General features: G+C 45.9%; 22 protein-coding genes. 11 read left to right on the forward strand and 11 right to left on the reverse strand.

Annotation, left to right across the window (positions count from 1 at the left end; all coding sequences use genetic code 11):
* Window positions 1-14: 14 nt before the first annotated feature.
* Window positions 15-503, reverse strand: a complete 489-nt coding sequence (locus QUA58_RS02190; protein ID WP_333250137.1) for a WbuC family cupin fold metalloprotein — start codon at window positions 501-503, stop codon at window positions 15-17.
* A gap of 76 nt (window positions 504-579) precedes the next feature.
* Between QUA58_RS02190 and QUA58_RS02195 the strand changes: the two genes are divergently transcribed.
* Window positions 580-1,803 carry a tetratricopeptide repeat protein gene (locus QUA58_RS02195; RefSeq protein WP_333392862.1) on the forward strand — a complete coding sequence of 408 codons (1,224 nt, stop codon included), beginning with the start codon at window positions 580-582 and terminating at the stop codon, window positions 1,801-1,803.
* A gap of 278 nt (window positions 1,804-2,081) precedes the next feature.
* Here QUA58_RS02195 and QUA58_RS02200 read toward each other — a convergent pair whose 3' ends face one another.
* Window positions 2,082-2,954 (reverse strand): S-methyl-5'-thioadenosine phosphorylase, encoded by an 873-nt coding sequence (locus QUA58_RS02200; protein ID WP_333392864.1) that lies wholly within the window; start codon window positions 2,952-2,954, stop codon window positions 2,082-2,084.
* A gap of 209 nt (window positions 2,955-3,163) precedes the next feature.
* Between QUA58_RS02200 and QUA58_RS02205 the strand changes: the two genes are divergently transcribed.
* Window positions 3,164-3,370, forward strand: a complete 207-nt coding sequence (locus QUA58_RS02205) for a hypothetical protein (RefSeq protein ID WP_333069727.1) — start codon at window positions 3,164-3,166, stop codon at window positions 3,368-3,370.
* A gap of 147 nt (window positions 3,371-3,517) precedes the next feature.
* Here QUA58_RS02205 and QUA58_RS02210 read toward each other — a convergent pair whose 3' ends face one another.
* The 4 genes from QUA58_RS02210 to QUA58_RS02225 all read right to left on the reverse strand — a co-directional run bounded on the left by QUA58_RS02210 (window position 3,518) and on the right by QUA58_RS02225 (window position 6,824).
* Window positions 3,518-4,357, reverse strand: a complete 840-nt coding sequence (locus QUA58_RS02210) for a Tab2/Atab2 family RNA-binding protein (protein WP_333392865.1) — start codon at window positions 4,355-4,357, stop codon at window positions 3,518-3,520.
* A gap of 373 nt (window positions 4,358-4,730) precedes the next feature.
* Window positions 4,731-5,936 (reverse strand): adenylate/guanylate cyclase domain-containing protein, encoded by a 1,206-nt coding sequence (locus QUA58_RS02215; RefSeq protein ID WP_333250145.1) that lies wholly within the window; start codon window positions 5,934-5,936, stop codon window positions 4,731-4,733.
* Between the two features lie 21 nt (window positions 5,937-5,957).
* The gene (locus QUA58_RS02220; protein ID WP_333250147.1) at window positions 5,958-6,500 is read right to left on the reverse strand and encodes a peroxidase-related enzyme; all 543 of its coding nucleotides are present in this window, start codon (window positions 6,498-6,500) and stop codon (window positions 5,958-5,960) included.
* A 96-nt stretch (window positions 6,501-6,596) separates the two neighbouring features.
* The gene (locus QUA58_RS02225) at window positions 6,597-6,824 is read right to left on the reverse strand and encodes a hypothetical protein (protein ID WP_333250149.1); all 228 of its coding nucleotides are present in this window, start codon (window positions 6,822-6,824) and stop codon (window positions 6,597-6,599) included.
* 253 nt (window positions 6,825-7,077) lie between these two features.
* Here QUA58_RS02225 and QUA58_RS02230 point away from each other — a divergent pair, with 253 nt between their 5' ends.
* The gene (locus QUA58_RS02230) at window positions 7,078-8,427 is read left to right on the forward strand and encodes a valine--pyruvate transaminase (protein WP_333250151.1); all 1,350 of its coding nucleotides are present in this window, start codon (window positions 7,078-7,080) and stop codon (window positions 8,425-8,427) included.
* A gap of 263 nt (window positions 8,428-8,690) precedes the next feature.
* On the forward strand, window positions 8,691-9,251 hold the full coding sequence (locus tag QUA58_RS02235) for a Uma2 family endonuclease (RefSeq protein WP_333392867.1): 561 nt from the start codon (window positions 8,691-8,693) through the stop codon (window positions 9,249-9,251).
* Between the two features lie 286 nt (window positions 9,252-9,537).
* Here the strand turns inward: QUA58_RS02235 and QUA58_RS02240 are convergent, their stop codons facing one another.
* Window positions 9,538-11,712, reverse strand: a complete 2,175-nt coding sequence (locus QUA58_RS02240; protein ID WP_333392869.1) for a caspase family protein — start codon at window positions 11,710-11,712, stop codon at window positions 9,538-9,540.
* A 207-nt stretch (window positions 11,713-11,919) separates the two neighbouring features.
* Entirely contained in the window at window positions 11,920-13,101 is a 1,182-nt protein-coding gene (gene sat / locus QUA58_RS02245; RefSeq protein ID WP_333392871.1) for a sulfate adenylyltransferase, read from the reverse strand.
* Window positions 13,102-13,350: 249 nt separating this feature from the next.
* Here sat and QUA58_RS02250 point away from each other — a divergent pair, with 249 nt between their 5' ends.
* Entirely contained in the window at window positions 13,351-14,025 is a 675-nt protein-coding gene (locus QUA58_RS02250; RefSeq protein WP_333392873.1) for an FkbM family methyltransferase, read from the forward strand.
* A 186-nt stretch (window positions 14,026-14,211) separates the two neighbouring features.
* Here the strand turns inward: QUA58_RS02250 and QUA58_RS02255 are convergent, their stop codons facing one another.
* Window positions 14,212-15,324 (reverse strand): glycosyltransferase, encoded by a 1,113-nt coding sequence (locus QUA58_RS02255; protein ID WP_333250161.1) that lies wholly within the window; start codon window positions 15,322-15,324, stop codon window positions 14,212-14,214.
* Between the two features lie 477 nt (window positions 15,325-15,801).
* Window positions 15,802-17,274 (reverse strand): site-2 protease family protein, encoded by a 1,473-nt coding sequence (locus QUA58_RS02260; RefSeq protein ID WP_333250162.1) that lies wholly within the window; start codon window positions 17,272-17,274, stop codon window positions 15,802-15,804.
* A 33-nt stretch (window positions 17,275-17,307) separates the two neighbouring features.
* On the opposite strand from QUA58_RS02260, the gene QUA58_RS02265 reads away from it, so the two are divergent.
* The 4 genes from QUA58_RS02265 (at window position 17,308) to QUA58_RS02280 (ending at window position 22,799) form a co-directional block, all read left to right on the forward strand.
* Window positions 17,308-17,982, forward strand: coding sequence for an MBL fold metallo-hydrolase (locus tag QUA58_RS02265; protein ID WP_333392874.1), 675 nt, complete (start codon window positions 17,308-17,310; stop codon window positions 17,980-17,982).
* A gap of 153 nt (window positions 17,983-18,135) precedes the next feature.
* Window positions 18,136-18,696, forward strand: a complete 561-nt coding sequence (locus tag QUA58_RS02270) for a sugar O-acetyltransferase (protein WP_333392876.1) — start codon at window positions 18,136-18,138, stop codon at window positions 18,694-18,696.
* Window positions 18,697-18,992: 296 nt separating this feature from the next.
* Complete coding sequence (locus tag QUA58_RS02275) at window positions 18,993-19,457, forward strand: hypothetical protein (RefSeq protein WP_333250168.1); 465 nt, start codon at window positions 18,993-18,995, stop codon at window positions 19,455-19,457.
* A 1,041-nt stretch (window positions 19,458-20,498) separates the two neighbouring features.
* Window positions 20,499-22,799: a cache domain-containing protein gene (locus tag QUA58_RS02280; RefSeq protein WP_333392877.1), complete on the forward strand. Its 2,301-nt coding sequence runs from the start codon at window positions 20,499-20,501 to the stop codon at window positions 22,797-22,799.
* 278 nt (window positions 22,800-23,077) lie between these two features.
* Here QUA58_RS02280 and QUA58_RS02285 read toward each other — a convergent pair whose 3' ends face one another.
* Window positions 23,078-23,677, reverse strand: coding sequence for a cytochrome b/b6 domain-containing protein (locus QUA58_RS02285; protein ID WP_333250171.1), 600 nt, complete (start codon window positions 23,675-23,677; stop codon window positions 23,078-23,080).
* A gap of 197 nt (window positions 23,678-23,874) precedes the next feature.
* On the opposite strand from QUA58_RS02285, the gene QUA58_RS02290 reads away from it, so the two are divergent.
* Together QUA58_RS02290 and QUA58_RS02295 are read left to right on the forward strand one after the other, a co-directional pair.
* Window positions 23,875-24,450 (forward strand): manganese efflux pump MntP family protein, encoded by a 576-nt coding sequence (locus QUA58_RS02290; RefSeq protein WP_333250173.1) that lies wholly within the window; start codon window positions 23,875-23,877, stop codon window positions 24,448-24,450.
* A 102-nt stretch (window positions 24,451-24,552) separates the two neighbouring features.
* Window positions 24,553-25,107 carry a glutathione S-transferase family protein gene (locus tag QUA58_RS02295; protein ID WP_333392916.1) on the forward strand — a complete coding sequence of 185 codons (555 nt, stop codon included), beginning with the start codon at window positions 24,553-24,555 and terminating at the stop codon, window positions 25,105-25,107.
* Window positions 25,108-25,147 lie beyond the last annotated feature (40 nt).

Here is a 25,147-nt window from a genome sequence, read left to right on the forward strand (position 1 = left end):
TTCCTTCTTCCTTCTTATTTAAATTCTGCTTCCCAAATCAGGACTAATTCTCGCGCCGCCGCAGTTCCCTCAGCCGGAAAACTTGCCAAAAAATCTTTATCCGCCGCCACTTCGTAAGGCCCTTCCTTGAACTCCAAAATCACAGTATCCTGTGTCAAAGCTACTAACGTGTGAATAGTGCCCTCTGGCAGTTCGACAGCGCGAGTCGGGCCGGCCGCGCTGACTCGCAGGGAGCGCAGGATTTGACCGTTTTCGTTCAAAATAAGAATACCCACTTCTCCTTGAATCACTGCGAAAAACTCAAAACCGTTAACTTCCGGCGCGCGCAGGTGTTGGTGAGGGCGGACGTAAGTGCCCGGTTGCAGCACGTTGACAAACCGCTGCACCTTTTCTGACAAATCGTGGAAATTGTAGTTTTGTCGCTGGCGGGGACTGCGGCGGGAGGAAGCGGCAACTTCGTCTAGCAATTCTTGCGTCAGCAATTTGATCGGAGGGGACTGCACAACAGATATCCTGTATTTAATAGTTTTTGAACAAATGGGCTAGTCTGGGATCATCGTTATCAGCATCTCTTGACACATGGAAATCGCAACTCAGGTGCGTATCACTAAGGCAATGCGTTTGTCAAGTATCTTTAGAAAAAGTATTAGCCCGATCGCCCTTTCGACTATTCTAGTCTGCGCCAGTAGCGTTTCTGCCTCTGAACCGAGGGCAGCACTGTTAATTCAGCAGGAATTCCCACAGCAGCAACTTAAAGAAGAAATTCGCGATCGAGTTCAAGAAGAAGTTGACATTGCTTTCGGGCGCACGGCGGTAATGCTGAACGGGCTGATAATTGCCCTAACTTTGTTTCCGACAGCAGCCGGAGTCGGTGTTTGGTTTCTATTGAGCAAATTATCCAAGCAGACAACAATTGCTCGCCAAGAAATTGAAAGTCTCCATTACGATACAATCTCTCAATTAAAACTATTAATTTCCGACGCTGAAACTATCTTAGGCGAAATTCAACACCAAAGTCACCCGGCAGAGGCAGAAACAGACCTTTTATTCCCCGATGCCCAAATTCAAGAATTTGCTCCGGTTAACTATGGCAATTACCAACAGTTATTGACGGCCAGCGACTACGCTAAACAGGGAGATGCTTGTTTCTTTGAAAATCGTTATCAAGATGCGATCGCAGCTTACGATCAGGCCCTGCAAATTCAGCCGGATTTAGCCGATACTTGGAATAACCGAGGAGTAGTGCTCACAAGAATGCAGCGGTATCCAGAGGCGATCGCCTCATACGAACAAGCTACTACAATTCGTCCGAATTATCCCGACGCTTGGAACAATCGAGGCGTGGTATTGTTGGAGTTGCAGAAGTACCAGGAGGCGATCGGCTGTTACGAACAAGCAATTCAAGCCAAACCCGATTACGCCGATGCTTGGAACAACAGAGGCGTTGCTTTTTCCAAAATGCAGGAGTACGAACAAGCAGTAATTTCTTACAATCAAGCCCTACAAATCAAAAATGATTATACGGACGCTTGGAACAATCGAGGCGTTGCACTCTCAAAATTGCAAAAGTACGAAGCTGCGATTGATTCTTATGAAAATGCTGCTAAAATCCGACCTGACTTTTACAGAATTTGGTACAATAAAGCCCGATGTTATGCGCTACAAGGTAAAATAGAATTAGCCATTGAAAATTTAAAGCGCGCCCTCAATCTCAATCCGAATGTGTGTAAAGAGTTGGCAAAAAGTGAAGCTGATTTGGAGAAGATTCGCGAACATGAGGCATTCAAGCAATTGATAAGTTAATACGTGGGGCGTGGATAGTGAGAAACGGGGTTTCTACGAATAATTTCGGTGGAGTACGAGAAATCTAGGAAGAAACCCGGTTTCTGAGATTAGGTGTAAGAAACCCGGCTTCTAAGATTAGCGTACACCAAGACTTTGTAAGTAGCGAGAAACCGGGTTTCTACGAATAATTTCGGTGAGTACGAAAAATCTAGCAAGAAACCCGGTTTCTGAGATTAGCCTGTACCCAGACTTTGTAAGGTAGCGAGAAACCGAGTTTCGTAGAACTTTTTGCGAACCTACAAATATTTCTGCAACAACAAACCCATTTTCTCCTTAGTTGCGGCCGGCACTTGATCCAGCCGAGTCAGAATTGCATATTTCAAAGCTGAATGCGACTCGGAAACGGGGGGATTTTCTGTTAGTCTACGGACTGTTTCTTGAATTGCTTTCTGGGCATTTTCGGCATTGCGGTGCAAGTTTGCAACAACCATTTCTACAGTTACGCTGTCGTGATCTTCGTGCCAGCAGTCGTAATCGGTGACTAATGCTAAAGTTGCGTAGGCAATTTCTGCTTCTCTGGCTAATTTTGCTTCGGGCAAATTTGTCATCCCGATGACTGTCGCCCCCCAACTGCGGTAAAGGTGGGATTCTGCTTTTGTGGAAAATGCGGGGCCTTCCATGCAGACGTAGGTGCCGCCCCGGTGCAGGGTAACGTCGGGGAGGTTCAAGGATTCGATCGCACTTGCCAACACTTTTGCCAATTCGCCGCAAACCGGATCGCCGAATGTGATGTGACCGACTATTCCTTCTCCAAAAAAGGTAGAAACTCGATTTTTTGTACGATCAATAAACTGATCGGGCACTACCATATCTAAAGGTTTCGCCTCAGCTTTGAGGGAACCAACCGCCGACGCTGAGATTAAATACTCAACTCCCAAACTCTTCATTGCATAAATATTTGCGCGATACGGCACTTCTGAGGGCAAAAAAGTGTGGTTGCGGCCATGTCTAGCCAGAAATGCTACTGGCGTACCGTCCAATGTTCCCACAATTGCGGCATCGGATGGCGATCCAAAAGGTGTATCAATTTTCACCTCTTCAATATCCTTGAGGGCCTCCATTTTATACAAACCGCTGCCGCCGATAATTCCGATTTTTGCTTGTGCCATTTTTACCCTCTGCTTGAGTTTTACCACAGTGATTCTATCGGGCCATCGTTAAGTTGGCGTAAAGATAATTGAAGATTTGGTGACAAAAGTCACCCTACATACACTATTTTGTCACAAAATATATGTGATTATAATCACAAAGTAGCTTCACAAAATCTTTAAAAATAAAGGTACATAGTTCTGTTACTTATTTTTAGCGTGTTAAGACCATGACAGTCAGCTCTGCTAACCTCCCCAAAATCTCGATCGAGGCGATCGTCCAGCGCATCTTTGCTTTTCGTCAAATTACCCCCCTTGACAGACGGCTACTGAAATCAGCAATGCTAGCCCAGAAAGGTCTGAACGAAAAAGACCAGTGTCACATTAACCGAGTTTGTCAGGGCATCCAAAACGGCTTGATTTTAGTTGTAGAATAAATGGGTCGCACTATCTCTTGTTAGCTCAAGAAGCTGTTTTAAAATTTGTGCTTGAGTATGTATCGGCGGGAACTGAGTTCGGGCGGTGTTTTACTATTTTTAGGCGCGCGAACCCTCGACATCACAAATAATATTATTTACATCTTATTATCGATCAAAATTCAACAGCCAAAAGCCTGTATAAGTCATGCCACTATCATCTGGCTGGACTAACAAAAAATGTAATCCTTTACTTAATTGCTTGCGCTGTTGGTAAATTTGGGCCGCGGCTTTCACCTCGCTATCTTCAAAAGTAGCCACAACCCACCTATCTACTAACCCAGCTTCCAATATCAATCCGTCGGGAGCTCCAGCAATATAATTCAAAGCAAAAGGTTTGGCATCCTGAAGCCATCTAGCCAAGCGCATAGACTGGCGTCCGCCGTCAATCACCACTCCTGGTACGGGTACTGTTGAAGCCAAGCCCAAATTCAGCGGTAACAGCAATTCTGGCATTTCCAAAATTGGCAGGGGACGCCCTTGAAAAGCATCTTCAATGTCGCCGGCGGGTAGGGAAGCAAAACGCCAGCCATCGCCCCAGAGGTTTTCGGGTAAGGGCACGGGCGGCGGCGAGTCGAGGGCGATCGCGCTATAAGTTTCACCCGTATAATTAGGCATACTCAAATATTCTTTGGCGCGTTGTTGCAGCAGCAATTTCAGAGCCGTAGTGCGCCGAGTCGCTTCCACCTTGACACCCAAAACTTTGCCCGCAGCTTGGATTAAGCTCAGAGACTGAGGCCTAAATACTTCAATCAAGTCGGGCAAATTTTGGGTTTGAGCTTGCTGCTGCAACTGCGAAGCTAGCCAATTAGAATTTGCTTCCGACTGACGGCAAACAGCGCTAAATGGAAAGCTGCCTTCCGAGTCGCAAATTAAGAGTTCCCAGAGTGGTTTACCAGTTTCGTCTTGGAGAGGGCGGCGGTAAAAATCTGCTTGCCAAATACGCATAAATAATTAAAAATCAAAATCTACAACTCGATCATTTTAATATAGCTTGGGGACACTGCGAAACAATACCGATCGCCTGAGAAAAAACTTCAAGCGATATATTCTCCGTTCATAGTTGAGTTGAATTTCAATATCTAACACCGGTTAAAAAAAGTGCAACTGTAAGCCAGTGATCCAAACCGTGGTAAGCTGCTACGCATCTAAATTGTATTTTTGGGCGGGCGGGACGCCCACCCCACAAGAATTTGCTCGAATTTGATTGTCAAATTTAGATGCGCCTCAGCTTAGTAATCAGTAATTCCCCAATCTAAAATCTAAAATCTAAAATGGTATAACGGCTCGGTTAGCCATTCCCCATTCCCCATTCCCCAATTTATTTAAGATTACGAACCAAATACATATCCAATTCACCCTTATTTTTAGCATGAATTTTTCCTCGGTATTCGCATTCACAAAAATCTCTAACTAATTCAAACGTTGCGTGAGAGATATTGATACTTCCAGGTACGCCGGAAGATTCCATCCGAGATGCAGTATTAACTGTATCTCCCCAGACATCATAGGCAAACTTCTTATTGCCAATTACCCCAGCAAGTATTGGGCCTGAATGAATACCGATGCGGAAATCCCAATAAGGGATTTTTTGTTGAGCTTTCTGCATTTTTCGCAGCTCCAGGAACTGTTGAATTTCTAGAGCCCCAAGTACAGCGTCAAGGGCGTGTGTTGCCCTAGGGACAGGAATTCCCGCCGCACACATATAGCTGTCGCCAATAGTTTTCAACTTTTCCATATAGTATTTATCCATAACGCGATCGAAATAAGAAAAACAATAGTCTAGTTCGTCAACCAACTCTCGCGGCGTCATTTTTTCAGATAACTCAGTAAAGCCTTGAAAGTCAGTAAATAAAACTGATACGCAATCATAATAAACTGGTTCCACTTTGCCGTTATTTTTGAGTTCCTCGGCAATTTCAAGCGGGAGCACGTTGAACAGTAGCTGGTCAGATTTGTGCTTTTCGGCATCGAGATCGGAATACAGCCTATTTATCTCTTTAAAGCGTTCGGCGTTGCGGATGGCTGAGGATAGTTGCAAAGCCAAAAGATAGCCAATCCGCATATCTTCTTGAGTGTAAGCTCGCGGCTTAGTTGTGGCAAAATTAATTGTTCCTAAAACCTTACCCTCGCTTTCCAAAGGAATGATAATTTGCGAAGCGTAGGGAGACAAAATAGTAGTAGCACCCGCTTCTTGAATTAATTGAGGTTGACGTGTTGTGAAAGCCTTGTTAATAGGGCCGCCCTCTGGTAGGGCAGCAATATCTACAGGGATATGCTTGCCAAATAAGGTCGTGCAAGCGTTAGTGCTGTGCAGGCAAACGCTACAGTGTTCAAAGTCGAGCAGCCATTTGGCTTGCTTGCCTACTACCCGCAAAATCTGATTGAGATCGAGGGTGCGGTTAATGGCAGTGGCAACTTCGTTGACGGCGGAAATGCGGATGGAAAGCGCTTGAGCTTCTGCTAACAAACGGCGGGCTGTCAACAGAAGTTCTTCTCGATCTTGATCTTCTAGCCGCTCGCCCATAATATGGGTATGAGATATAGATTACAAAGCATCAATTTCGAGGGCAATTGAATCGGTATATCGGTTGACAAAGCTAAACAAGTCTGCTGTCGCAATAATCTCAAAGATTTCTGAATCATCAAGTCCTAAATCCCGCAGGTTTTGGTAATCGGCTTCTGTCATTTCCAGGGGTTTTGTAGCAGCCAGCAAGCCAAAGGTAATTACGGCTTTATCACGTTTTGGCAAAGGGCAGTTGGCAAAGTCAGAAACTAGAGTTCGCAGTAGTTCTTCGCTCATCCCCAAGGCTGACAATCCGTGCAGGTGAACTTGGAGAGCGTACTCGCTATTATTTGATTGGGAAATAGCGACGCCGACCATTTCTTTCAGCGTGCGGGGTAAGTCTCCTTGCAGGATTGTTCCCCGGAATTTTTTCCAATTTGCTTCTAATAGGTCAGGGTTGATTGCCATTGACTTGAACAGGTTGGGGACGATGCCAAACCCCAAGTCTGTCAAGATTTCTTCGTACACTGCTTTGGCTTTAGGATCTGTAAGTTGCTCGTATTCTGTAAGCGGAAAGTATGTCATTGTTTTGTTAAAATTTACGGCTGTTAATTTGCCTTTGGATGTACGTATTTGTGATGTAACGCCACTGAAAGGGCGAGGTTACGAGGTATCTGGGCTTTAGTTGGATTGATGATTAAATGCACCGCTGTCAGCAAACCGCGAATCATGAAGATGAGCTAGCAACAAATCTGATTCTTGAGGCTGGATTAAACCTGCAATTATAGCAGTAACAGGAGCCCATAAAATTCTGTTGCGATCGGGATATAGTGCTAATCTTAGATTCTGCCAATGGTTGCTGTCAAGTATCGGCAATTCATGTGGCGCGGCGGCGTGAAATCTTACCAAAACTATTGAATTGGATAGTGCTGCCCCGTTCTCTAATTTTCAGGCAAAAAAACAGTTCGATCGATAGGACTCCACAAATGCCGAGAATCTGATGATCCGGTGCACAGGGGAAAAACAAAATGCTGTGCGATCGAGTTTATTGCATTAATCAGATGCTCGATCGACAACCCATACCCCAGACAAGCTACGCTAACGCCTGCGACTGGAGTTATTATAGATAAACTAAACTTCTATCTTTGTCGCTGCATTTACCATGAACCCTGCCCTTACTCAATTTGGCGCTCAAATGTCCCACCTCACGGGAGTTCGGGCAATTATGAAAGATATTATTGAAACTCTCAGAGCCGGCAGCGGGCAAGAGTTTATTAATTTGAGCGCGGGAAATCCAGTGATTTTGCCGGAAGTCGAGCAGTTGTGGCGCGACTGCACTGCGGAACTTTTGGCGAGCCCGGAATACGGCGAGGTGGTTTGTCGCTACGGTTCCAGTCAGGGTTATCAGCCGTTTATCGATGCGGTATTGACGGATTTTAACCAGCGTTACGGACTGAATTTGACCGATCGCAATATCCTAATTACCCCCGGCAGTCAATCGATCTATTTCTACGCAGCCAACGCTTTCGGCGGCTACACCGCACCCCCCCCATCCCCCCCTTACCAAGGGGGGGCAACGGCTAATCAATCCCCCCCTTACCAAGGGGGGGCTAGGGGGGGTAGCCTTAAAAAGATCGTCCTACCGCTGAGCCCAGACTACACGGGTTACGGCGGCGTTAGCTTGATTCCCGAAGCGGTAGTCGCCTGCAAACCCACCCTCGATATTGATGCGAGTGCTCACAGGTTCAAATACCGCCCGGATTTCAGCCAATTGTCGATCGACCAAACCACCGGTTGCGTCATTTTTTCCCGTCCCTGCAACCCCACCGGCAACGTTCTCAGCGACGACGAAGTTAAGAAAATTGCCGATTTAGCGGCCGCTTTTGACGCGCCGGTGTTCGTTGATTCCGCCTACGGCCCTCCCTTCCCCTCCTTGAATTTTACCGAAATGACGCCGATTTTTGGGGGCAATATCGTGCACTGTATGAGTTTGTCGAAAGCCGGATTACCGGGTGAAAGAATCGGAATTGCGATCGGCGATGAAAAAATCATTCAAATATTAGAATGTTTTCAGACCAATATGTGCATTCATTCGCCAAGATACGGACAGGCGATCGCAACTCGTGCCATTGCTTCCGGCGCTCTTGCCGATATTTCGATTAACGTAATTCGGCCATACTATCAAAGCAAATTTGCGATCGTAGAAACCACCCTAGAACAAGCAATGCCGAAAGATTTGCCGTGGTTTTTGCACCGGGGCGAAGGAGCAATTTTCGCGTGGTTGTGGCTGAAAGATTTGCCAATGACTGATTGGGAACTGTATCAAGAGTTGAAGAAAGTTGGAGTCATTGTCGTGCCAGGAAGTTCTTTCTTCCCCGGTTTGCGGGAAGATTGGCAGCACAAACATGAGTGTTTACGCATCAGTTTGACTGCAACAAATGATGAGATTGAAACTGCTATGAAACGCTTGGCTCAAATGGTAGAAAAGCTTTATAAGTCAGTTGACAGTTGACAGTTGACAGTTGACAGTTGACAGTTGACAGTTGACAGTTGACAGTTGACAGTTGACAGTTGAAGGGTAGTAAGCTGTTGTGCATTTAAACTTAACTTTGGGGCGGGCTAGGAGCAGCGCCCCACAATAGTTTCAATGAAAATAAGTATACAAATTAAATGCACGACAACTTACAAGTTACCAATTACCCAGGGCCGATGAACATAACTTCTGCCTTTGCCGATCGACTACAATTTTAAAAATAATTAGCAGCGCGGTGGGTTATGGCAGTGCAATTACTCAAAAGGTTGTTGAGCGTAGAAGAATATCATTTAATGACCAAAGCGGGTATTCTTTCTGAGGGCGATCGGGTAGAACTGATACAAGGAGAACTGATCCAAAAGGCAGCAATTGGAACTCGTCATGCTTCCTGTGTGAGACGATTCATTGGAATGTTCAGCGAAATTCCCACTAACCGGGCTTTTCTGGATGTGCAAAACCCCATCCAGTTGAGCGATCGCACCGAACCTCAACCTGATGTAGTATTGCTGCAACCCCGTGCAGATTACTATTCAACGGCACATCCTACGCCGTCAGAAGTTTTGCTGTTGATAGAGGTATCTGATAGTACGGTGAATTACGATCGAGAAGTGAAAGTTCTGATTTACGCTCGATCGCTCATTCAAGAAGTTTGGCTAGTAGATTTAGAAGCACAATGCTTAGAAGTCTACCGCCAGCGGACACCCAACGGTTACAGCTTAATCCAAAAGTTTTGGCGCAGTCAAAAAGTTTCGCCTCTAGCATTTCCGGATTGGGAAATGAATATCGATTTCGTACTCGGATAGATTCAGATTATAGGTTAGACAAAATTGCAAAAATAACTAAGACGGACTATCCAACATCCCACAAAAATTATTTTTTCTTGTGGGTGTCCCGCCCGCTGTGAAAATTTGATTGTACCTCTGGCATTCCCAAGCTCTCAATGCCTTCAATTATCTGCGTTTATCTGTGTTTATCTGCCTGACATCTGCGGTTTCTGTATCAATCAAAGACTGATGCAATGCAAGTCTATTAAAAAGACTTTTGCAAGAGGTATGTTGTAGAAAACATTCCCAAGTCCCCATTCCGAAATTAAACCACCCGATAAACAAAACTCAGAGTTGCCCAAACATTCACATCCAAAGCCAAATCATCAGTGGAAATCCCCAATTTCTGCACCCCCGGAATGCTAGCCGCGTGCAAATCTTCGAGTACCGCCCGCGCCACATTTAAAGGATTCAATAGCACTCGAATTGGCAGGGCATCCCTCGTTTGCTGCATTTCGGCTTCTATTGCAGCCAGAGTTTGAGCGAAGGGACTCTCACTAAATATAATGAAAGTTTCTGCAAGTCCGATCGGTCCCGATACCGCCCACCTGATCGCCTCAGCCGCCGGCACGGTCAAATTCTCCCCAGGAGCGATCGCCCGCGACATCCCCCCCACAGAAGAATCTTTGCCCTCAGCGCCGAGCACGGACAGCCGTCCCGCGCTGTCCGTGCAAAACACCGCAAAATAAACCGGGCGATCGCTGTCGTTATACAATCTACACTGGATTCGGCTGCTTTTGCCCAGACATAGTATATGAGCATTGGCTGATTTCTCACTTTCCCCGCTCAACGGTTCCAGCCGATAATCACCGCCGGCTCGCACCGGCTCTCGCTGCGCCACAGCCCGCGCTTGCGGTGCCAGAGTTGCCAGAACCGCCCGCACCTTCAGGCGCGAAGACCCCTCATTGACAGTCAGCCGCAGCAACTTCCCAGCCTGCAGCGCTTTCAACTGCGGAGTCAAGCGCTGCACAGCCACCTTGACTGCTTCTCCCCCGTCGCCCTCAGTATCGGGAATCAGTATTTGAGCCAAAGAAAACAAACCGTAACGGCTTTGATACAAAGCAGGCTCGTGAGGCGAGACGGTTTCGACTTTAGTCGTTTCCGGGACTCTGCCAAACCGACAGTCAGCCAATTGCTCGCTGCCTACCGCCGAAACTTGTGGCACAGTCGCGAAAGCACTGGTGGCGTCCACGCGCTCGATGCGTTCCAAACCTGAGTCCAAAGCTACTGTCAAACCGATGTTTCGCGGCAATACCCGAATTTCTTCCCTCACCAATTCGCCGGCTGTTAATTCGCCGTTTGTTGAAGCAGACCCATCTACAACTTGGGCTTTAGCAGAGAGGCCCGTGCGTCCCCGCAGCAAAAGCCTCGCGCCCTCGGAGGAATCCACAGCAAACACAGAACCCCCGCAGCACTCCAAAACCCCCGGCGACAAACCGCCCAGCCACAACTGCACAGTTTTGCCCCCCTCTTCCACCGCCGTTACAGCGCCGTCAGATGCAGGGGAATTCAACATTAAATTTGAAAAATTCACCGCCGGCGCGGTTGTTAAATTGTGATTGAGAATTTGCGGTTGCTGCGATAACCCCGCGATTTGCTCGACATTACCCGCGGCGCGACTGAAATTGACGCTGAAGCTGCTAGCGGGAGTTGCCAACCACAAAGTTTGGGTGAGGGCGTAGGTAAACAAACCGGCGGTAAATCCGTTCCACTCTTGTTCGGCGGCGAGTTGGGAATCCGCACCCGCGGCAAGTACGGTGGCCGCAGGACGGAGATTTTGGCTGGATTTAAGGCCTGCGGCAAACGTTAATTCTCCCAGGCTTGGCTGCCCGATGGTGGGGCGGGGGCGGGAGCGAATGCGAAAGTTGCCATTTGTGGGGAAACCCCGATAGTGGTAGCTGGTGTCGAGGATGGCGATCGCATTTTCTGTCGCGAGCGATCGCATCAGCAGCAACAGCGTTTCCTCTAAAATATCGTTCACCGCCCGGTTTGCTAACAACGGCAAAACATCATCCGCCGGCACCAAACTGTTTTGGATTTTTCCGGGAGACTCACCAAAGCTGACTCGACTACCGCAGCCGCTAAAGTGAAAAACTACCACGTCACCGGGTTTTGCTTGTTGAGTCAAGTGAGTGACAAAAGCCGTCTCGATATTCTCCCTGGTAGCTTGAGCGTCAGTCAAAGTCAGAATGTCCGACGGCACAAACCCAAACCGATATATCAGCAGTTCCCGCTGCAATTCCACATCCGTGACGCAGCCGTGCAGGGGCGAGTCTGGATATTTGTCAACGCCCACCAACAAAGCCAATTTCCTGGCTGTCGGCTGCGCTAAGGCTTGGAGGTAGCGATCGCCCAACGGCAGCCAGATGGCCTCGCTGATTCCGATGGCGGCCAGCACCCGGCCAGCTTGCTGTAAAAATTCCCGCCGCTTGAGTCCCATTTTTAAATAGCTTTGAATTTTAAGTTTTGAATTTTAAGTTAAATTCCCCTCAATAATTTTAGGGGAATTAATTAGATTGTGAGTCTTTCGTATTAAGGGAGTTTTTAAGTTTTAACTTTTGAGCTTTAAGTTGAAAATTTTCCATTTAAAACTCAAAACTCAAAATTCAAAACTCTCCAGAATGTCGCCCCCACCAATGTTCAAGATTTAAATCTCGTAATTGAAAATATTCATTGCCTTGGCTAATTCTGCCGCGACTTCCGGCCGGGAAAACTGCGGCGGCGGCAATTTACCAGCGCGCAGCATTTCCCGTACCTTGGTTCCCGACAAATGCACCCGTTGTTCGGGAGTGCTGGGACTTGTTTTAGTTGTAGCCATTTGTTCCGTCAGTTTGCAATAGAAAGCGTGCTCGAATTTCATCGGCACAATTCCCAATTCTCCCGGCTCAAATTCGTCAAAAATATATTGGGCATCGTAAGTGCCGTAATAATCGCCAACTCCAGCGTGATCGCGCCCCACGATAAAGTGAGTGCAGCCGTAGTTTTTGCGAATTAAAGCATGAAAAATTGCTTCTCGCGGCCCGGCGTAGCGCATCGCCGCCGGATTAATTGCCAAAATTACGCGTTCTTTTGGATAGTATTTTTCTAGCAGAATTTCGTAGCAGCGCATCCGCACGTCAGCCGGGATGTCGTCATCTTTTGTCGTCCCGACTAGCGGGTGCAGAAACAAGCCGTCTACTGTTTCTAAGGCGCATTTTTGGATGTATTCGTGGGCCCGGTGGATGGGGTTTCGGGTTTGGAAACCGACTATGGTTTTCCATCCTTTTTCTGTGAACAGCATTCTCGATTTCGCCGGGTCAATTTGGTATTGGGGAAAGCGGACATCTAGTTCGCGTTCCAGCAGCCAAACATCGCCTGCGAGGTTAACGGGTCCGGATTTGTCTACTACTTGGACGCCCGGGTGTTTGAGGTCGTCGGTGCGGTAGACGTTGAGGGCTTCTTCTTCTTTGCTGTAGTGGTATTTTTCTGCAAGTTCCAAGAGCCCGACAAATTCGCCCGCCGGGGTGTCGAGGCGCACTAAAGTTCCTGCTTTCAGGGGGGCGGCGACTTCTTCTGTTACCGAGAGGGTGATGGGAACCGACCAGGGAGGGCCGTTGGAGAGGCGCATTTGTTTAACGACCGATCGATAATCAGCTTCGTTCATGAACCCTTTGAGGGGACTCAGGGCGCCGATGGCGATCATTTGCAGGTCTGAGATCGATCGATCCGAAAGCTGGACTCGCGGCAGGGACTCTGCTTTGTCGAAAAATTCTTGTCTTTGGTCTAGTGTGGCAATGCGGTTGACCAGGATGCCGCCGTGAGGGGCAATGCGGTCTGAATGCTGGCTCATGTCGATTTGAAGTTGTGGGTTTTAGCTGCCAGAGTATATCCTACCAAAGTATTGTTACAATTAATTAATTTTCCTCACTAAGTCGGGACACATGGTTTTGAATGTTGGTATTAACCATACTTTATTTCGCCACTCATGACACTTTATAATTTATTAGTGAAATCTATCGATTTCTGGCAAAAGCATTCAGGATTGAGCAATCTCAAAACTCATACTATTTATTCTAAAATCCTCGACTCTGACTCTTGAGTGATCGATTTAGGCGCCAATGTCGGTCAATTTAGCGAAGCGATAACTCGCGAATTCAATTGTACCTGTTACGCCATAGAAGCTGTTACTTCTGTGTATTCTCAGCTACCAGAAAATGGCTTAGTTAAAAAGTTTAATTATGCTATATCAGACCGAAATGAGCCATTAAAAATATATACTTCCGATAATCGAGAATGTAACAGTATTAGTCAGGAAGCTGCTAGTGTCTACGGCCTTCAGGGAGAGATATCAGTGGATGGTATCACTTTAGAAACTTTTCTGAACAACCAGAGAATCGAGTTAGTTGATTTGTTGAAGATAGATATTGAAGGTGCTGAAGAAGCCGTTTTTAACTCAACTAGGGATGCCACGCTCTGCAATGTTAAGCAGATCACTATAGAGTTTCACGATTTTATGCCAGGTTCTATTAGCACTGAGGAAGTTAACAAAATTACCAACAGGTTAAAAAGATTGGGTTTTATCTGCATCCCCTTTTCATACCTGTTCCCTGACATGGATACCTGTGACTTCTTGTTTATCAATACGAATCGATGTAAAATTCCGTATAAAGACTGGCTGGGTTTTCAAATGATTAAGTTGCTTTTAACAATAGAAAAAACTAAGTCATCTCTACTCCGTTCCGCTGGAAACCGCGAACCGAGTATTGCCAATTAGCGCGGTGAATAAATCGACGGCAAAGTCGATCGTAATCCCCTTCAAATCTATCACTTTTATTTGTCTACAATCAGATCTGGCATGGCAATCCAGCAATTTAGTCCCGGTTCCCCCAGATTCATTCCTTCGCAGACTCAGGAGAGGAGTAATTCTCCAATCCCAAATCCCAAATCCCAAATCCCAAATCTAAAATCGGCTGAACATTTTTTCATGAATCATCTTTATCTGTGACAATTCTTCCAGCAGTCCCTGCGGTAGGGGAATTTTCACAGCTTCCAGCATACTTTGAATCCGATGCCTCCAATCGTGACGGGCTAAACTCTCAACATAGTTGCGTTTGTATATAGAATTAAGCCTCACCTCGTCCTGTAAAAGTTCATTAATCAATTCAACACTTTTTTGCGGGTCATCGGGCAACTCAATAGTCGCATCTTTCCAATTCATCAACTCATCCATTAGAGGTGTAGTTGGACGCTTCCCAACTACCGCACTGCCAGTCGCAGTAGCATAAAACCAACGCAGTGTAATAAACGAGTAAGGAAACCGACGCATACCAGGATAGAGTGGGTCAAAAGCCAAGGTGAGTTTGGTATGTCTGAGAATGTGAAATAGCAGGCGAGTATCTGGCTCGTCTCTACGCATTTCGTAAGGCAATTTCGGAAATCGCTCTGCTGTTCTGGGCGTAGATTTATAGTAAATTTGTTCCGAACCAGGTTGATTGAATTTATTGCTAAACACAGTGTCATACTGTGAGGGTATCCGCCCGAAGCTTGTTAAATCTATTGAACGCTTGAGTTGACCCGAACCCTGAGTGAGAACATCAGCAGCAAAAGGGAGCAGCGATACTGGTATAGCAAAACGTTTTTTCAGTTCATCTATAATTTCTGGAACTGCCACGAATAAATGATCTAAATGAGTGACGTTTTTTGAATAAATTTCCGGTTCCCAAGAATCGAAAATATAAGCGATGACAACATCAAAACGCTCCCTCCACTTAGGTATACTTGAGAGTAGTTCTAGATCGGCTCCGCATATCCCAATCATCAGTAAAACATTGGGTTTGTCCGACAATGGAGGTAAAAGTGGTAAATTATATAGACCTGTAGTAGACTTAACAGCTTTACGGACTATTCGATCGGCTAGCGGATAAAGTGTGGATGACCACTGGGTTACATCGCGGGCAGATGGTACCAAAAGTTGTGCGTTGCAGGTTCGTACAACAATATTTTCTAATTCAAAAACTGTGTCCCAGAATACAGTTGACCATAAAGCCCGTGAAGAAACTACAAAAATATTCATAGCTAGATTTGAATTTTATTAAATGAACCCGCAGATTATACCAAAGACGAGGGGATTAGGGTAAATTCCATCGTCCTGGACGCAACAATCCTATGAATACAACCGCGGGGGGATTGCCCCTACAAAACGCTATATGTAGAGGCTTTGCGTCCAGGACTGTTTAATTAAATTTGGAATGCCAATTCCCTTGAATCGAGTTCCCAATTTACCTAGCTACTAGCTAGCAAATCTAGCCGATCGCACTTGCCGATCGCACTTATGGCAGCACTTGCAGTGGGTGAATATATCCCTTGGCAGGTGAAAATCACACATCTCTGGTCTCAATGTCAATATTAATTATGAATTTTTTACAATATGTATTTTGCCGCGCTCGTCCCGATCGCGTCTAGAAAGAGCGGGTCAATAAATGCTAAAGTCCCTAGGATTTATGAACCTTTTCCTTCTTCCTCTTTCCCCTTCCCCTTCCCCTTCTTCAGGCTAAACATTTAACCACTCAAGGAGAACCCTGGGCGCCGGCAACAAAATCATTAACAAAAGCCCGATCGCCAGCAACCCCAAAAAATCCCGCCGATTATCCAATTCACTGACATCATTCAACGCCGGTTCGTCGTTTAGTGGCGTCAAAAACAAAATAATCGCCCACAGCAGTAAACCCTGTTCCAAAAAAGAAAGCAGCAGCATACAAAGTCTAGCAACTTGCCCGATCGCCATACTCGCTCGCTGGCCGAACATCGCGTGCACGATGTGCCCGCCGTCGAGTTGTCCCACCGGCATCAAATTAAACGCCGTCACGATCAAACCCAAATAACCCGCCACCGCTACCGGATGCAAATCGATCGCAGTTTCCGCATTTAAAGCACCACCCAAGGTTAACTTGCTCAACAAAGTCATCAGCAGCGAAAAACTGGGTTTGAAAGAGTCAAAATTTAACATTCCCGACTTTTCAGACAGCGGTATAATAGTCGAATGATTCAAACCCCAAATCAACAACGGCAGTGTCGCAACTAAACCCGCAAGCGGCCCGGCAATGCTAACATCAAATAAAGCTCGGCGGTTGGGAATTGGGCTCCGTATTTGAATGAAGGCGCCAAAAGTTCCCAAGAAAAAAGGAATCGGAATAAAATAAGGCAAAGTCGTGCGAATTTGGTAAAACCGGGCAGCTAAATAGTGGCCGGATTCGTGAATTCCTAAAAATGTAATTAGAGCCAGCGAGTAAGGCAAACCCTGCAACAATATTGACGGGTTGGACTGCAAAGCTTGTTCAGTAACTCCGGCAAGTCGCGCCCCGACAAGCGTAGTCGTAAAAACCGTGATCAGCAGCAAAGCTAATGCGAAAAATGGCCGGGTTACAGATTCGGTTTTGACAGGAGTTTCCCCTGATTGGTGGCTGGGATTGGGAACTATAGCAAAAAAAGGTTGACCGCTCAAGCTGTTTTGAAATACTACTAAAAAGCGATCGCCAAAAAGCCTCTCCACATTCTCCCGAATTGCCTGATAAGCAGCCTCCGGGTTCGTCCGCAACTGTCCGCGACAAATTACAGCCTGCGGCCGAAATTCCAAATCTCGCAAAAAGTAAATTGACCAAGGAAAACAATCGCGCAAACTCGCTTCTTCTGCTGCATTGATCGGGCGCACTGGCGGTTTTGGCTTTACAGATTCAGTCTCCGAGCCTGCTACCTGCTCAGCAGTTTCGGCGGTAATTTTCTGGCGCCCCAACTGTACCAAAAACCAATACAAAAAAGGGCAAACCAGAAAAGGTATAATTACCAACTCCGGCGGTACAGTTTTGCTGCTACCGTAAACTAAAATCCAACCACCCCAAATCAGCGCGGGCGCCATCATTACCAGCCACAGCAGCCATATCGGAGTCCTGGTGATGCGGCTGGTGCCGTTCTGCAACAAGTAGTACGATATCAGCCCCAATACGAACAACCATAGTAAAAAGAACATAATATTTATCCCATTCCCTTCTGAAATACTTCCTTGAAACAACAGAGTTTAGTCTCCAAACAACCCAGGCCCGTGCTCGACAATATCCTTGCTTTCCCGCCTAACCGGGAAACTCTGGGTGCAACAGCCTATTTCATTGTAGAAAACCAAACTAACATCCTGGTGGATTGTCCCGCTTGGGATGAGATTAACCAAACATTTTTGCGGGAACACGGCGGCGTGCGACTGCTGTTTCTCAGCCACCGTGGCGCTATCGCCAAGGCGCGGGAGATTCAGGAAGCCACGGGGTGCGAGATCCTGATTCAAGAACAGGAAGCTTATTTACTGCCGGGTTTGAAGGTGACGGTTTTTGAGCGAGAATTTGTTGTGAGCGATAGAATCAAAGCATTTTGGACTCCTGGCCATTCTCCTGGTTCCTCTTGCCTTTATGATAGTGGCAGCGGTGGAGTGCTGTTTTCGGGTAGGCACTTGCTCCCCAACCGAGAAGCAGCCCCAGTACCGCTGTGGACGGCAAAAACTTTTCACTGGCCCCGGCAAATTAACAGCGTGAAGTCAATTATCGATCGATTTTCGCCGGAAACTTTACAGTATATTTGTCCCGGTGCAAATACTGGTTTTTTGCGGGGAAAAGGATCTATCGATCGAGCTTTTGAGCAATTAGCCAATCTGGATTTAGCTGTTTGTTTGCAGTCAAAACCTGAACCCTAAATGTATGTGGCCACATCAAAAAATGATCTGACGCGCTAATTATAGCGGTAAGGTGCGCCCTTACGCACCCTACATTATTCTTCAGTCTCTTAGAGAGGAAGTTCGTTGGTGAAGTAGCGGTTTCAACCGCTGATTCTTACCGTGGAAAAAACTGTGGAAAAAACCGAAAAACAAAAAATGCTCGCAGGCGAATTGTATTTAGCTGCTGATGAGCAATTAATTTTAGAGCGCCAGCGAGCCCGCCGCCTCGCCAGAACCTACAATTCTACCCGCGAAGACGAGCCAGAGAAACGGTTAGAAATTCTCGCAGAATTGTTCGGTGCAGTTGGGCAAAAAGTTGAAATCGAGCCGCCTTTCTACTGCGACTATGGCAGCAATATTTATGCTGGAAACGGATTGTATATGAATTTTGGCTGCGTGATTCTCGACTGCAATCGAGTTAACATTGGCGAGAATTTGCTGTGTGGGCCCAACGTACAAATTTACACCGCTCTTCACCCCACAGACCCGGAAGTTAGACTTTCTGGCCGAGAACTCGCCGCGGAAATTAATATTGGCAATAATGTTTGGATTGGTGGTGGCAGTATTATTTGTCCAGGAGTCACTATTGGCGACAATAGCACGATCGGCGCAGGCAGTGTTGTTGTCAAAGATATTCCCGCAAACGTCGTGGCGGCGGGGAATCCTTGCCGGATTATCCGGCATCTACCTTGATGTGGTACGATCGACACACTCGTGCGATCGGCTCCTTGGAGCTTAACCAAAAAATTTTAGGTTTAGAACAGCCGATTTGAGATTTTTCACGTAAAATTCCCGAAAAAAACCGTGCAATAAATCTAAAATCTAAAATCGCTTAATATCAAATCCGTTAGCATCGGAATAGTAAATTCGAGTTGACTGTTGACTGTTCACGGCGTCAACAGTCAACAGTGAACAGTCAACATCATTCCGGTGTAACCGGAAATGATATAATTTCTCGTTCCCGGTTTCCACACTACCAAGCTTTTCTTATGACGACTGCCACAGTTTACCCCAACGCTCCCGATCTCTGCACCGACGACTACATAGCAGTCGGTGTAGCTACCTGCTTCATCAAAGAAGAAGGCGAAGTTTTTGAAGTGCAAGTAATCGAAGCTATTCCCTCAGCAGCTTTAGAAGCAATTTTGAAGGGAATTCCCACATCTTATTTAATGATTTGCGGGACGACTTTGGGAGCAGTGCTCGACGGCGAAACACCCAAAATGTTGCCAGAATTCCCGACATCAGCCCAGTTTAGCGAAGAATTTGGCTTTCGGGCGATCGCCGCAGCCCGCACTTACAAAATTCGCCCCCAAGCCCAAGTTCACATTCCCTTGGGAACAGTTCGCAACGACTTTACTTATTCCTTAGAACGCAAAAGAGTGCTCAACTCCGAGCGCGTCATTCGCACTGAAGACAATGTGAAACAGCACGAACACACTCACAAGGTTCTTTAAACAAATCCCGCAACTGGGGCAATTTAGCAGTGCCTCAGCCAGCGGATGCACCGAAAATAGTTTTGATTATTGAGATGTAAATTAAAGATTTAACAAATTTTTCCTTCATTAATAATGAAGGGAAAATTTTTAATATTTCGTTACTAAGGAATGAGAATTAAATAACTTCCACAAGTTTGTGGGATGGGCGTCCCGCCCGTCCTTTTTGGACTGGCGAAACGCCCATCCCACAATAACAATTAAAATTGTAAGTTATTTAATTCGCGCTCCTAAGCAATACTGCGGACAGTTTTTGATTGCCAAAGCACAGGGGATTTAAGCCCCCACCTTTAGGTGGATTGTTTTTAGGCAGGGGCTTAAATCCCCTGCCTAAAAACTTCGCACTCCGAAGTCAACTGTCAACTGTCAACTGTTAACAACCGCATAATAAGGGTTTCAAGGCAATTCGGCAATCGAACTATCAACGGAAGAGCTATGGTTTCAGAGTAGGAACTAAAAACAGTCTGGACTATTGATTAAGACACACACCAAACATCTCAACCTAAAATGTCTACTGCTCACATCACCTAAATAACATCAATTATTAACAACTGTAAAAAATAATTAAGTAGTTGATAAAAGTTTTTAATTTGTCAAAAATGTGGTATGATATTATTCCTGTTTAAGAAAGTGATATCAAATCGGATATCATCAGAATTAATATTACCCACCGCCAGGACACGGTAGCGCCGTGTCCCTACAATTAATCTGGGTAGGGAAACGGCACTGCCCTGTCCTTTATATCATAAGGAGTGCAACCGGAAACGATAGGAGCCGCTCGGCGGGAAAAAATGAAAAAATCCCCGCAATTATTGAATGCTAGTAGTTTAAGACTACTGGCCGGCGGGCGAGTAGATCGTAGGTGAGCTAAGGATTTCAATCTCACAAATTGGTCAAACCATGGGAAGCTTTGCGAGAGTAAAGTGGTGGAAATTAACTCGACTATTGCCAGCGGGATTAAAGGGCGAATACCATCTTGGGTACCAAACTGCGCTCTTAATTTTGGGGGGAACAGTTCTGGCAGCTAGCATCACTGGTTGTATTAGCTATCAAAGCGTTCACCGCTTGATTATCACCAAAAGCGAGCGAAATGCTTTGTTAGAAGTTAGGGAGCGGGCTAACAAGATCGATCGCTGGCTCGGCACTAGAAAGGCTGAGATCGAAATCCTCGCCAACACTACTCCCGTTCGTTCGATGAATTGGTCAGTGGCAGAGCCTTATTTAAAATCCGAAGTAAATCGACTGCAAGAATTCCAGCACTTCGCATTAATTGAACCCGACGGTTCTTATTTCACCACAAAAGTCGGCAGAGCGTTGATTAATGTGAGCGACCGCCAACACTTTAAAAAGGCAATGGCTGGGGAAGTCTATGTTTCAGATCCTACCATTTCTCGAACGCTCAAAGGACAAAGTATTGTTCCCATTTCGGGTCCGGTGTGGTCAAATTCGGCAAATTCTATTGATAAAACAGCACAAAAGCCGATCGGAGTAATGAACGGCGTCATTAGCATCGACCGAATTGCCCAAGTAGTAAGAAATCTGGAATATGGCCCTGGGACTTACGCTTTTGTTCTCAATTCTCAAGGAGTGCCGATTGTGCATCCCGACGCTCGATTAATCGGAAATATCGACAATTCTGCTCCCAGTCTTTTAGAGTCCGCAGATGCTAATTTGGCAAATGTAGCCCGGGAGATGGTTTATCAAAAAACGGGCATTGTGCTGACTCAAATCAACGACGCCAGAGTTTATGTTGCCTATCTTCCTTTAGAACAAGCTGAATGGTCGATCGCCCTCGTAATTCCCCGCGACAATCTCGAAAAAGAACTTTTTCCTTTCAAGATACTAGCAGTAGCCGCCGGCGTACTTGCCGCCGCAGCTATTTTGGCAGCAATTGTGGCGCTCAAGCTGTTTGCCCTAAATTGCATTCGCAGTCGCACAGAAGGCCTTCTCCACCGCTTGACCGGCCGCATTCGCGCTTCCTTGCACCTCGATCGCATCCTCCAAACTACAGTAGACGAACTCGGTACTTTACTGAAGCTTGATCGAGCAATTTTCGCATGGTACGACCCCCGACAAGATACTTTAGAATTTGGCTGGGAATATTGCCGGGAAGGTTTGCCGGCGGGTTTGGGAATCTTTGGTGTTCCAGGTGAGCCTTCTGGAGATTTAGCTGCACGGCTTCACCGCTGCGAAACGATACTGCTACATAAAACGGCCGCCCCGGATGCCACAGCGTCTGAGGAACACGCCCATATCGAACTCACAAATAGTCACTACGCAGCAGTACCCGTACTAACTCAGAATCATCGGCTGGGATATCTGTTCGCCTGTGCAAATCGGCGGTTTGCGACTCCCGACGAAGTGGAAGTTTTGGAAGCAATTGCAGACTCGCTGGCGATCGCAATTTCCCAATCCCAACTCCAAGGGCAAATTCAAGAAGAACTCAAACTTTTGGAAGAAGTATTAGCCAAACTCAGAATCACCGAAGAGCATTTAGTACAAAGCGAAAAAATTACAATAGTGGGTCAACTAGCCGCCGAAGTTGCCCAGCAAATTAATAACCCGATTAACTTTATTTACGGCCGCCTGATTCACCTCAACGATTATATCAAAGATTTGCTCCATATAATTCGCCTCTATCGAGAACAATATCCCGAACCTGTGCCAAGAATTGCCAAAAAAATAGAGACTTGCGACTTAGATTTTATCAGCCAAGAGTTGCCGCAAATCCTCAATTTTTTGAAAACAGGAGCCGATGGCATTCGCCAGATAGTCCTGGCTTTGCGAAAATTTTCACTTCCTGACGAAGCCAACAAAGAACACGCCAACCTAAATGAAAGTATCGACAATATTTTGCTGTTGCTAGCGAGCCGGCTGGAGCAAAAAATATTAGTAGTCAAGGAGTACCACAACCTGCCACCAATTTTGTGTTATCCCGGTCAACTGAGCCAGGTATTCGCGAGCCTAATCAGCAATGCTATAGATGCAGTTAAAAGTATTGATAACTCGGCTCAAATTATTACAATCAAAACCGATATTGTCGAGGAATATACAGGCAGATTTATTGTTGTATCGATCGCCCACAATGGATCTATAATTCCACCGGAAATTCAACCCAGAATATTTGACCAGTGCCATACTAAATCCTTTAAAAATTTTGCAGGGCTGGAGTTGTCGGTTTGCTATAAAATTATTGTAGAATTGCACGGCGGCCGCCTTACAGTTGAATCTCCAGTGCAACCTAAAATTAAATCTCAAACTGGGGGCGGTGCTGAGTTTATGGTAAAATTGCCGATCTTTTGATATCGCATTTTGCCACCAGGGAAACCCGTCGCAAATCTTGCTAGCAAGCAGCGCGAAAAGCTTAATTTCGATTTGTAGTGAGGACTTTAGTCGTCATAAAAAAGAGGGCTGAATTCCTCACTACAAAGCTAATGATCATTTGTTAACAAAAATTGATAGGATAGGATTAGGGAAATAATAAAGGTGCAACCACAGCAAACAACCAGCCTCCCATTACCAAGACTTCCCCAACAATTAATAAAATATTTCTGTTCATTTTCAAATTAAGCATTTTCACATTAAGAGCGATCAACCAAAGAGCGAATTTTCTTCCACCAAGCAGTCGGCGAATCTTCCGGGCGATATGCGGCATCAAACATCGACAAAATTAGCGGCAAACCCCCCACCTTCGCACTCATCAACAAGTGCATTGCCAGACAAAATACCAATACCACCCAACCAGAAGCGTGTAAATAATACCAAACCTGCGTCAATTCCCCAGCCGGCAGCCATTCTTCCTTAACCATACTGCCAGAAGCGATCGCCCAAGTCAGTGCCAGCAACATCAACGTATTCACAATCCGGTGCAAACTGTACCACCAAATCGGTTTTCCCAACTGCGTTAGTTTCCCAAAAGAATCCGGCTGCACCAAGCGTTTTTGACCTGCGTGGAAACTATACAATGCAAAAGCCGGCATTATTCCTAACAGCAACATCTTGCCAAAAGTGCCGTGAATCCCGATAATATCTGCAATCTCAGGCACGGGTACTTTGCCAAACCGCCCATCGTAGGTGTTGTAAACCACAAATGCGCTCAAAATTGCTAAAAGGGCGATCGCAGCATTAACACCGTGCAGTAACCTGAGCAGCAGTGGCTGGTACAATCTAGATTGCGGCATCGTTAATTGTGCTAGTTGATAAATAATCTTTTACATAATACAGCTAAGCACAGATTTTTTCAACCCTGGCCAATTGTGAAATAAATGTGAGAATAAAATGAAAAAATTATGATAAAAACGCAATATTATCAAAGTTTAGTGTAAACTAAAATTGTCAAGAGGAACACTTTGTTTATAACACCGAACACTTTACAAAAATGGATGCAGCCACTACCATCTTACTTTCCTTGGGACTAGCAGCAGATGCTTTTGCTGTCGCTGTTTCCAGCGGTTTAGCAATCAAACACATGAAGGTGAATAAAGCTTTAAAAATTGCCTTATTTTTCGGAGGTTTTCAAGCTTTAATGCCCGTCCTAGGATGGTTGATCGGTCTTAGTTTTAGTTTTTGGATAACACCGATCGACCATTGGATAGCTTTTGGACTTTTGAGTTTCATTGGCGGGAGAATGATTTATGAATCGCTGCAAAGCGAAGAAAGCGAGAAAAAGTTCAATCCCTTAGATACAGGGACTTTGATAACGCTGTCGGTAGCGACGAGTATCGATGCCCTCGCAGTTGGCCTCGGATTTGCTGTCCTGAAAGATTCTATTGTTCTTGCGGTGACTGCGATCGGATTTATTACTTTCTTTTTAGCCTTTGCAGGCGTGTTTATCGGGCACAAGTGCGGCAACTTGTTTGCTAATAAGATTGAGATTTTGGGCGGAGCAATTTTGATTTTTATTGGCAGCAGAATCTTGTTTCTGCACTTGACAGAAGTGCCATTAGTCAGTTGACAGTTGACAGTTGACAGTTGTCAGTTGATAGTTGACAGTTGATGGTTGATGGTTGACCAAAAATGCTATAACAGCAATATTGCGTTAAAGGATAAAAATTCCGTGCTGAAACTTTATGGCGGAGCCCGCAGCAGGGCGTCAATAGTCCAGTGGTATCTAGAAGAAATAGCGGTTCCCTACGAATTCGTCATGCTGGATATGCAAGCAGGGGCACACTTGCAGCCAGAGTATCTCGAAATTAACCCGATCGGCAAAGTACCCGCGATCGCCGACGGAGATTTTAAACTTTGGGAATCCGGCGCAATTCTGCTGTATTTAGCTCAAAAATATGGTAAAATGCCAGACACTTTGGAGCAGCAAGCTCAAATCGTGCAGTGGATCATGTTTGCTAACGCTACCCTCGGGCCGGGAATATTTACAGAAGCAAGTCGCGATCGCGAAACTCCCAAGTTGTTAAAACCGTTAAATGAAATCTTCGAGAAACAGCCGTTTTTAATGGGTGATGAATTTGGCGTCGCCGACGCAGCAGTCGGGTCAATTTTAGCCTACATTCCGATGATGCTAAAACTAGACCTCAGTGCTTATCCGGCCGTTGTAGATTACATCAAGCGGATCTCAGAAAGACCGGCATTCAAAAGTGCGATCGGCGGTAGCTGAAGTCAGAAAAAACAACGAAACAAAACTTAATAGCTAAAAG

The sequence above is a fragment of the Microcoleus sp. N9_A1 genome (genome assembly GCF_036701795.1).
GTDB lineage: Bacteria > Cyanobacteriota > Cyanobacteriia > Cyanobacteriales > Microcoleaceae > Microcoleus.

Coding starts and splice junctions, on each gene's coding strand:
- QUA58_RS02220 (WP_333250147.1), bottom strand. CDS start 6,500: ATGACATACTTTCCGCTTACAGAATACGAGCAACTTACAGATCCTAAA.
- QUA58_RS02200 (WP_333392864.1), bottom strand. CDS start 2,954: ATGGCACAAGCAAAAATCGGAATTATCGGCGGCAGCGGTTTGTATAAA.
- sat (WP_333392871.1), bottom strand. CDS start 13,101: ATGAGCCAGCATTCAGACCGCATTGCCCCTCACGGCGGCATCCTGGTC.
- QUA58_RS02205 (WP_333069727.1), top strand. CDS start 3,164: ATGACAGTCAGCTCTGCTAACCTCCCCAAAATCTCGATCGAGGCGATC.
- QUA58_RS02230 (WP_333250151.1), top strand. CDS start 7,078: ATGAACCCTGCCCTTACTCAATTTGGCGCTCAAATGTCCCACCTCACG.
- QUA58_RS02210 (WP_333392865.1), bottom strand. CDS start 4,357: ATGCGTATTTGGCAAGCAGATTTTTACCGCCGCCCTCTCCAAGACGAA.
- QUA58_RS02240 (WP_333392869.1), bottom strand. CDS start 11,712: ATGGGACTCAAGCGGCGGGAATTTTTACAGCAAGCTGGCCGGGTGCTG.
- QUA58_RS02235 (WP_333392867.1), top strand. CDS start 8,691: ATGGCAGTGCAATTACTCAAAAGGTTGTTGAGCGTAGAAGAATATCAT.
- QUA58_RS02290 (WP_333250173.1), top strand. CDS start 23,875: ATGGATGCAGCCACTACCATCTTACTTTCCTTGGGACTAGCAGCAGAT.
- QUA58_RS02285 (WP_333250171.1), bottom strand. CDS start 23,677: ATGCCGCAATCTAGATTGTACCAGCCACTGCTGCTCAGGTTACTGCAC.
- QUA58_RS02260 (WP_333250162.1), bottom strand. CDS start 17,274: ATGTTCTTTTTACTATGGTTGTTCGTATTGGGGCTGATATCGTACTAC.
- QUA58_RS02275 (WP_333250168.1), top strand. CDS start 18,993: ATGACGACTGCCACAGTTTACCCCAACGCTCCCGATCTCTGCACCGAC.
- QUA58_RS02195 (WP_333392862.1), top strand. CDS start 580: ATGGAAATCGCAACTCAGGTGCGTATCACTAAGGCAATGCGTTTGTCA.
- QUA58_RS02255 (WP_333250161.1), bottom strand. CDS start 15,324: ATGAATATTTTTGTAGTTTCTTCACGGGCTTTATGGTCAACTGTATTC.
- QUA58_RS02215 (WP_333250145.1), bottom strand. CDS start 5,936: ATGGGCGAGCGGCTAGAAGATCAAGATCGAGAAGAACTTCTGTTGACA.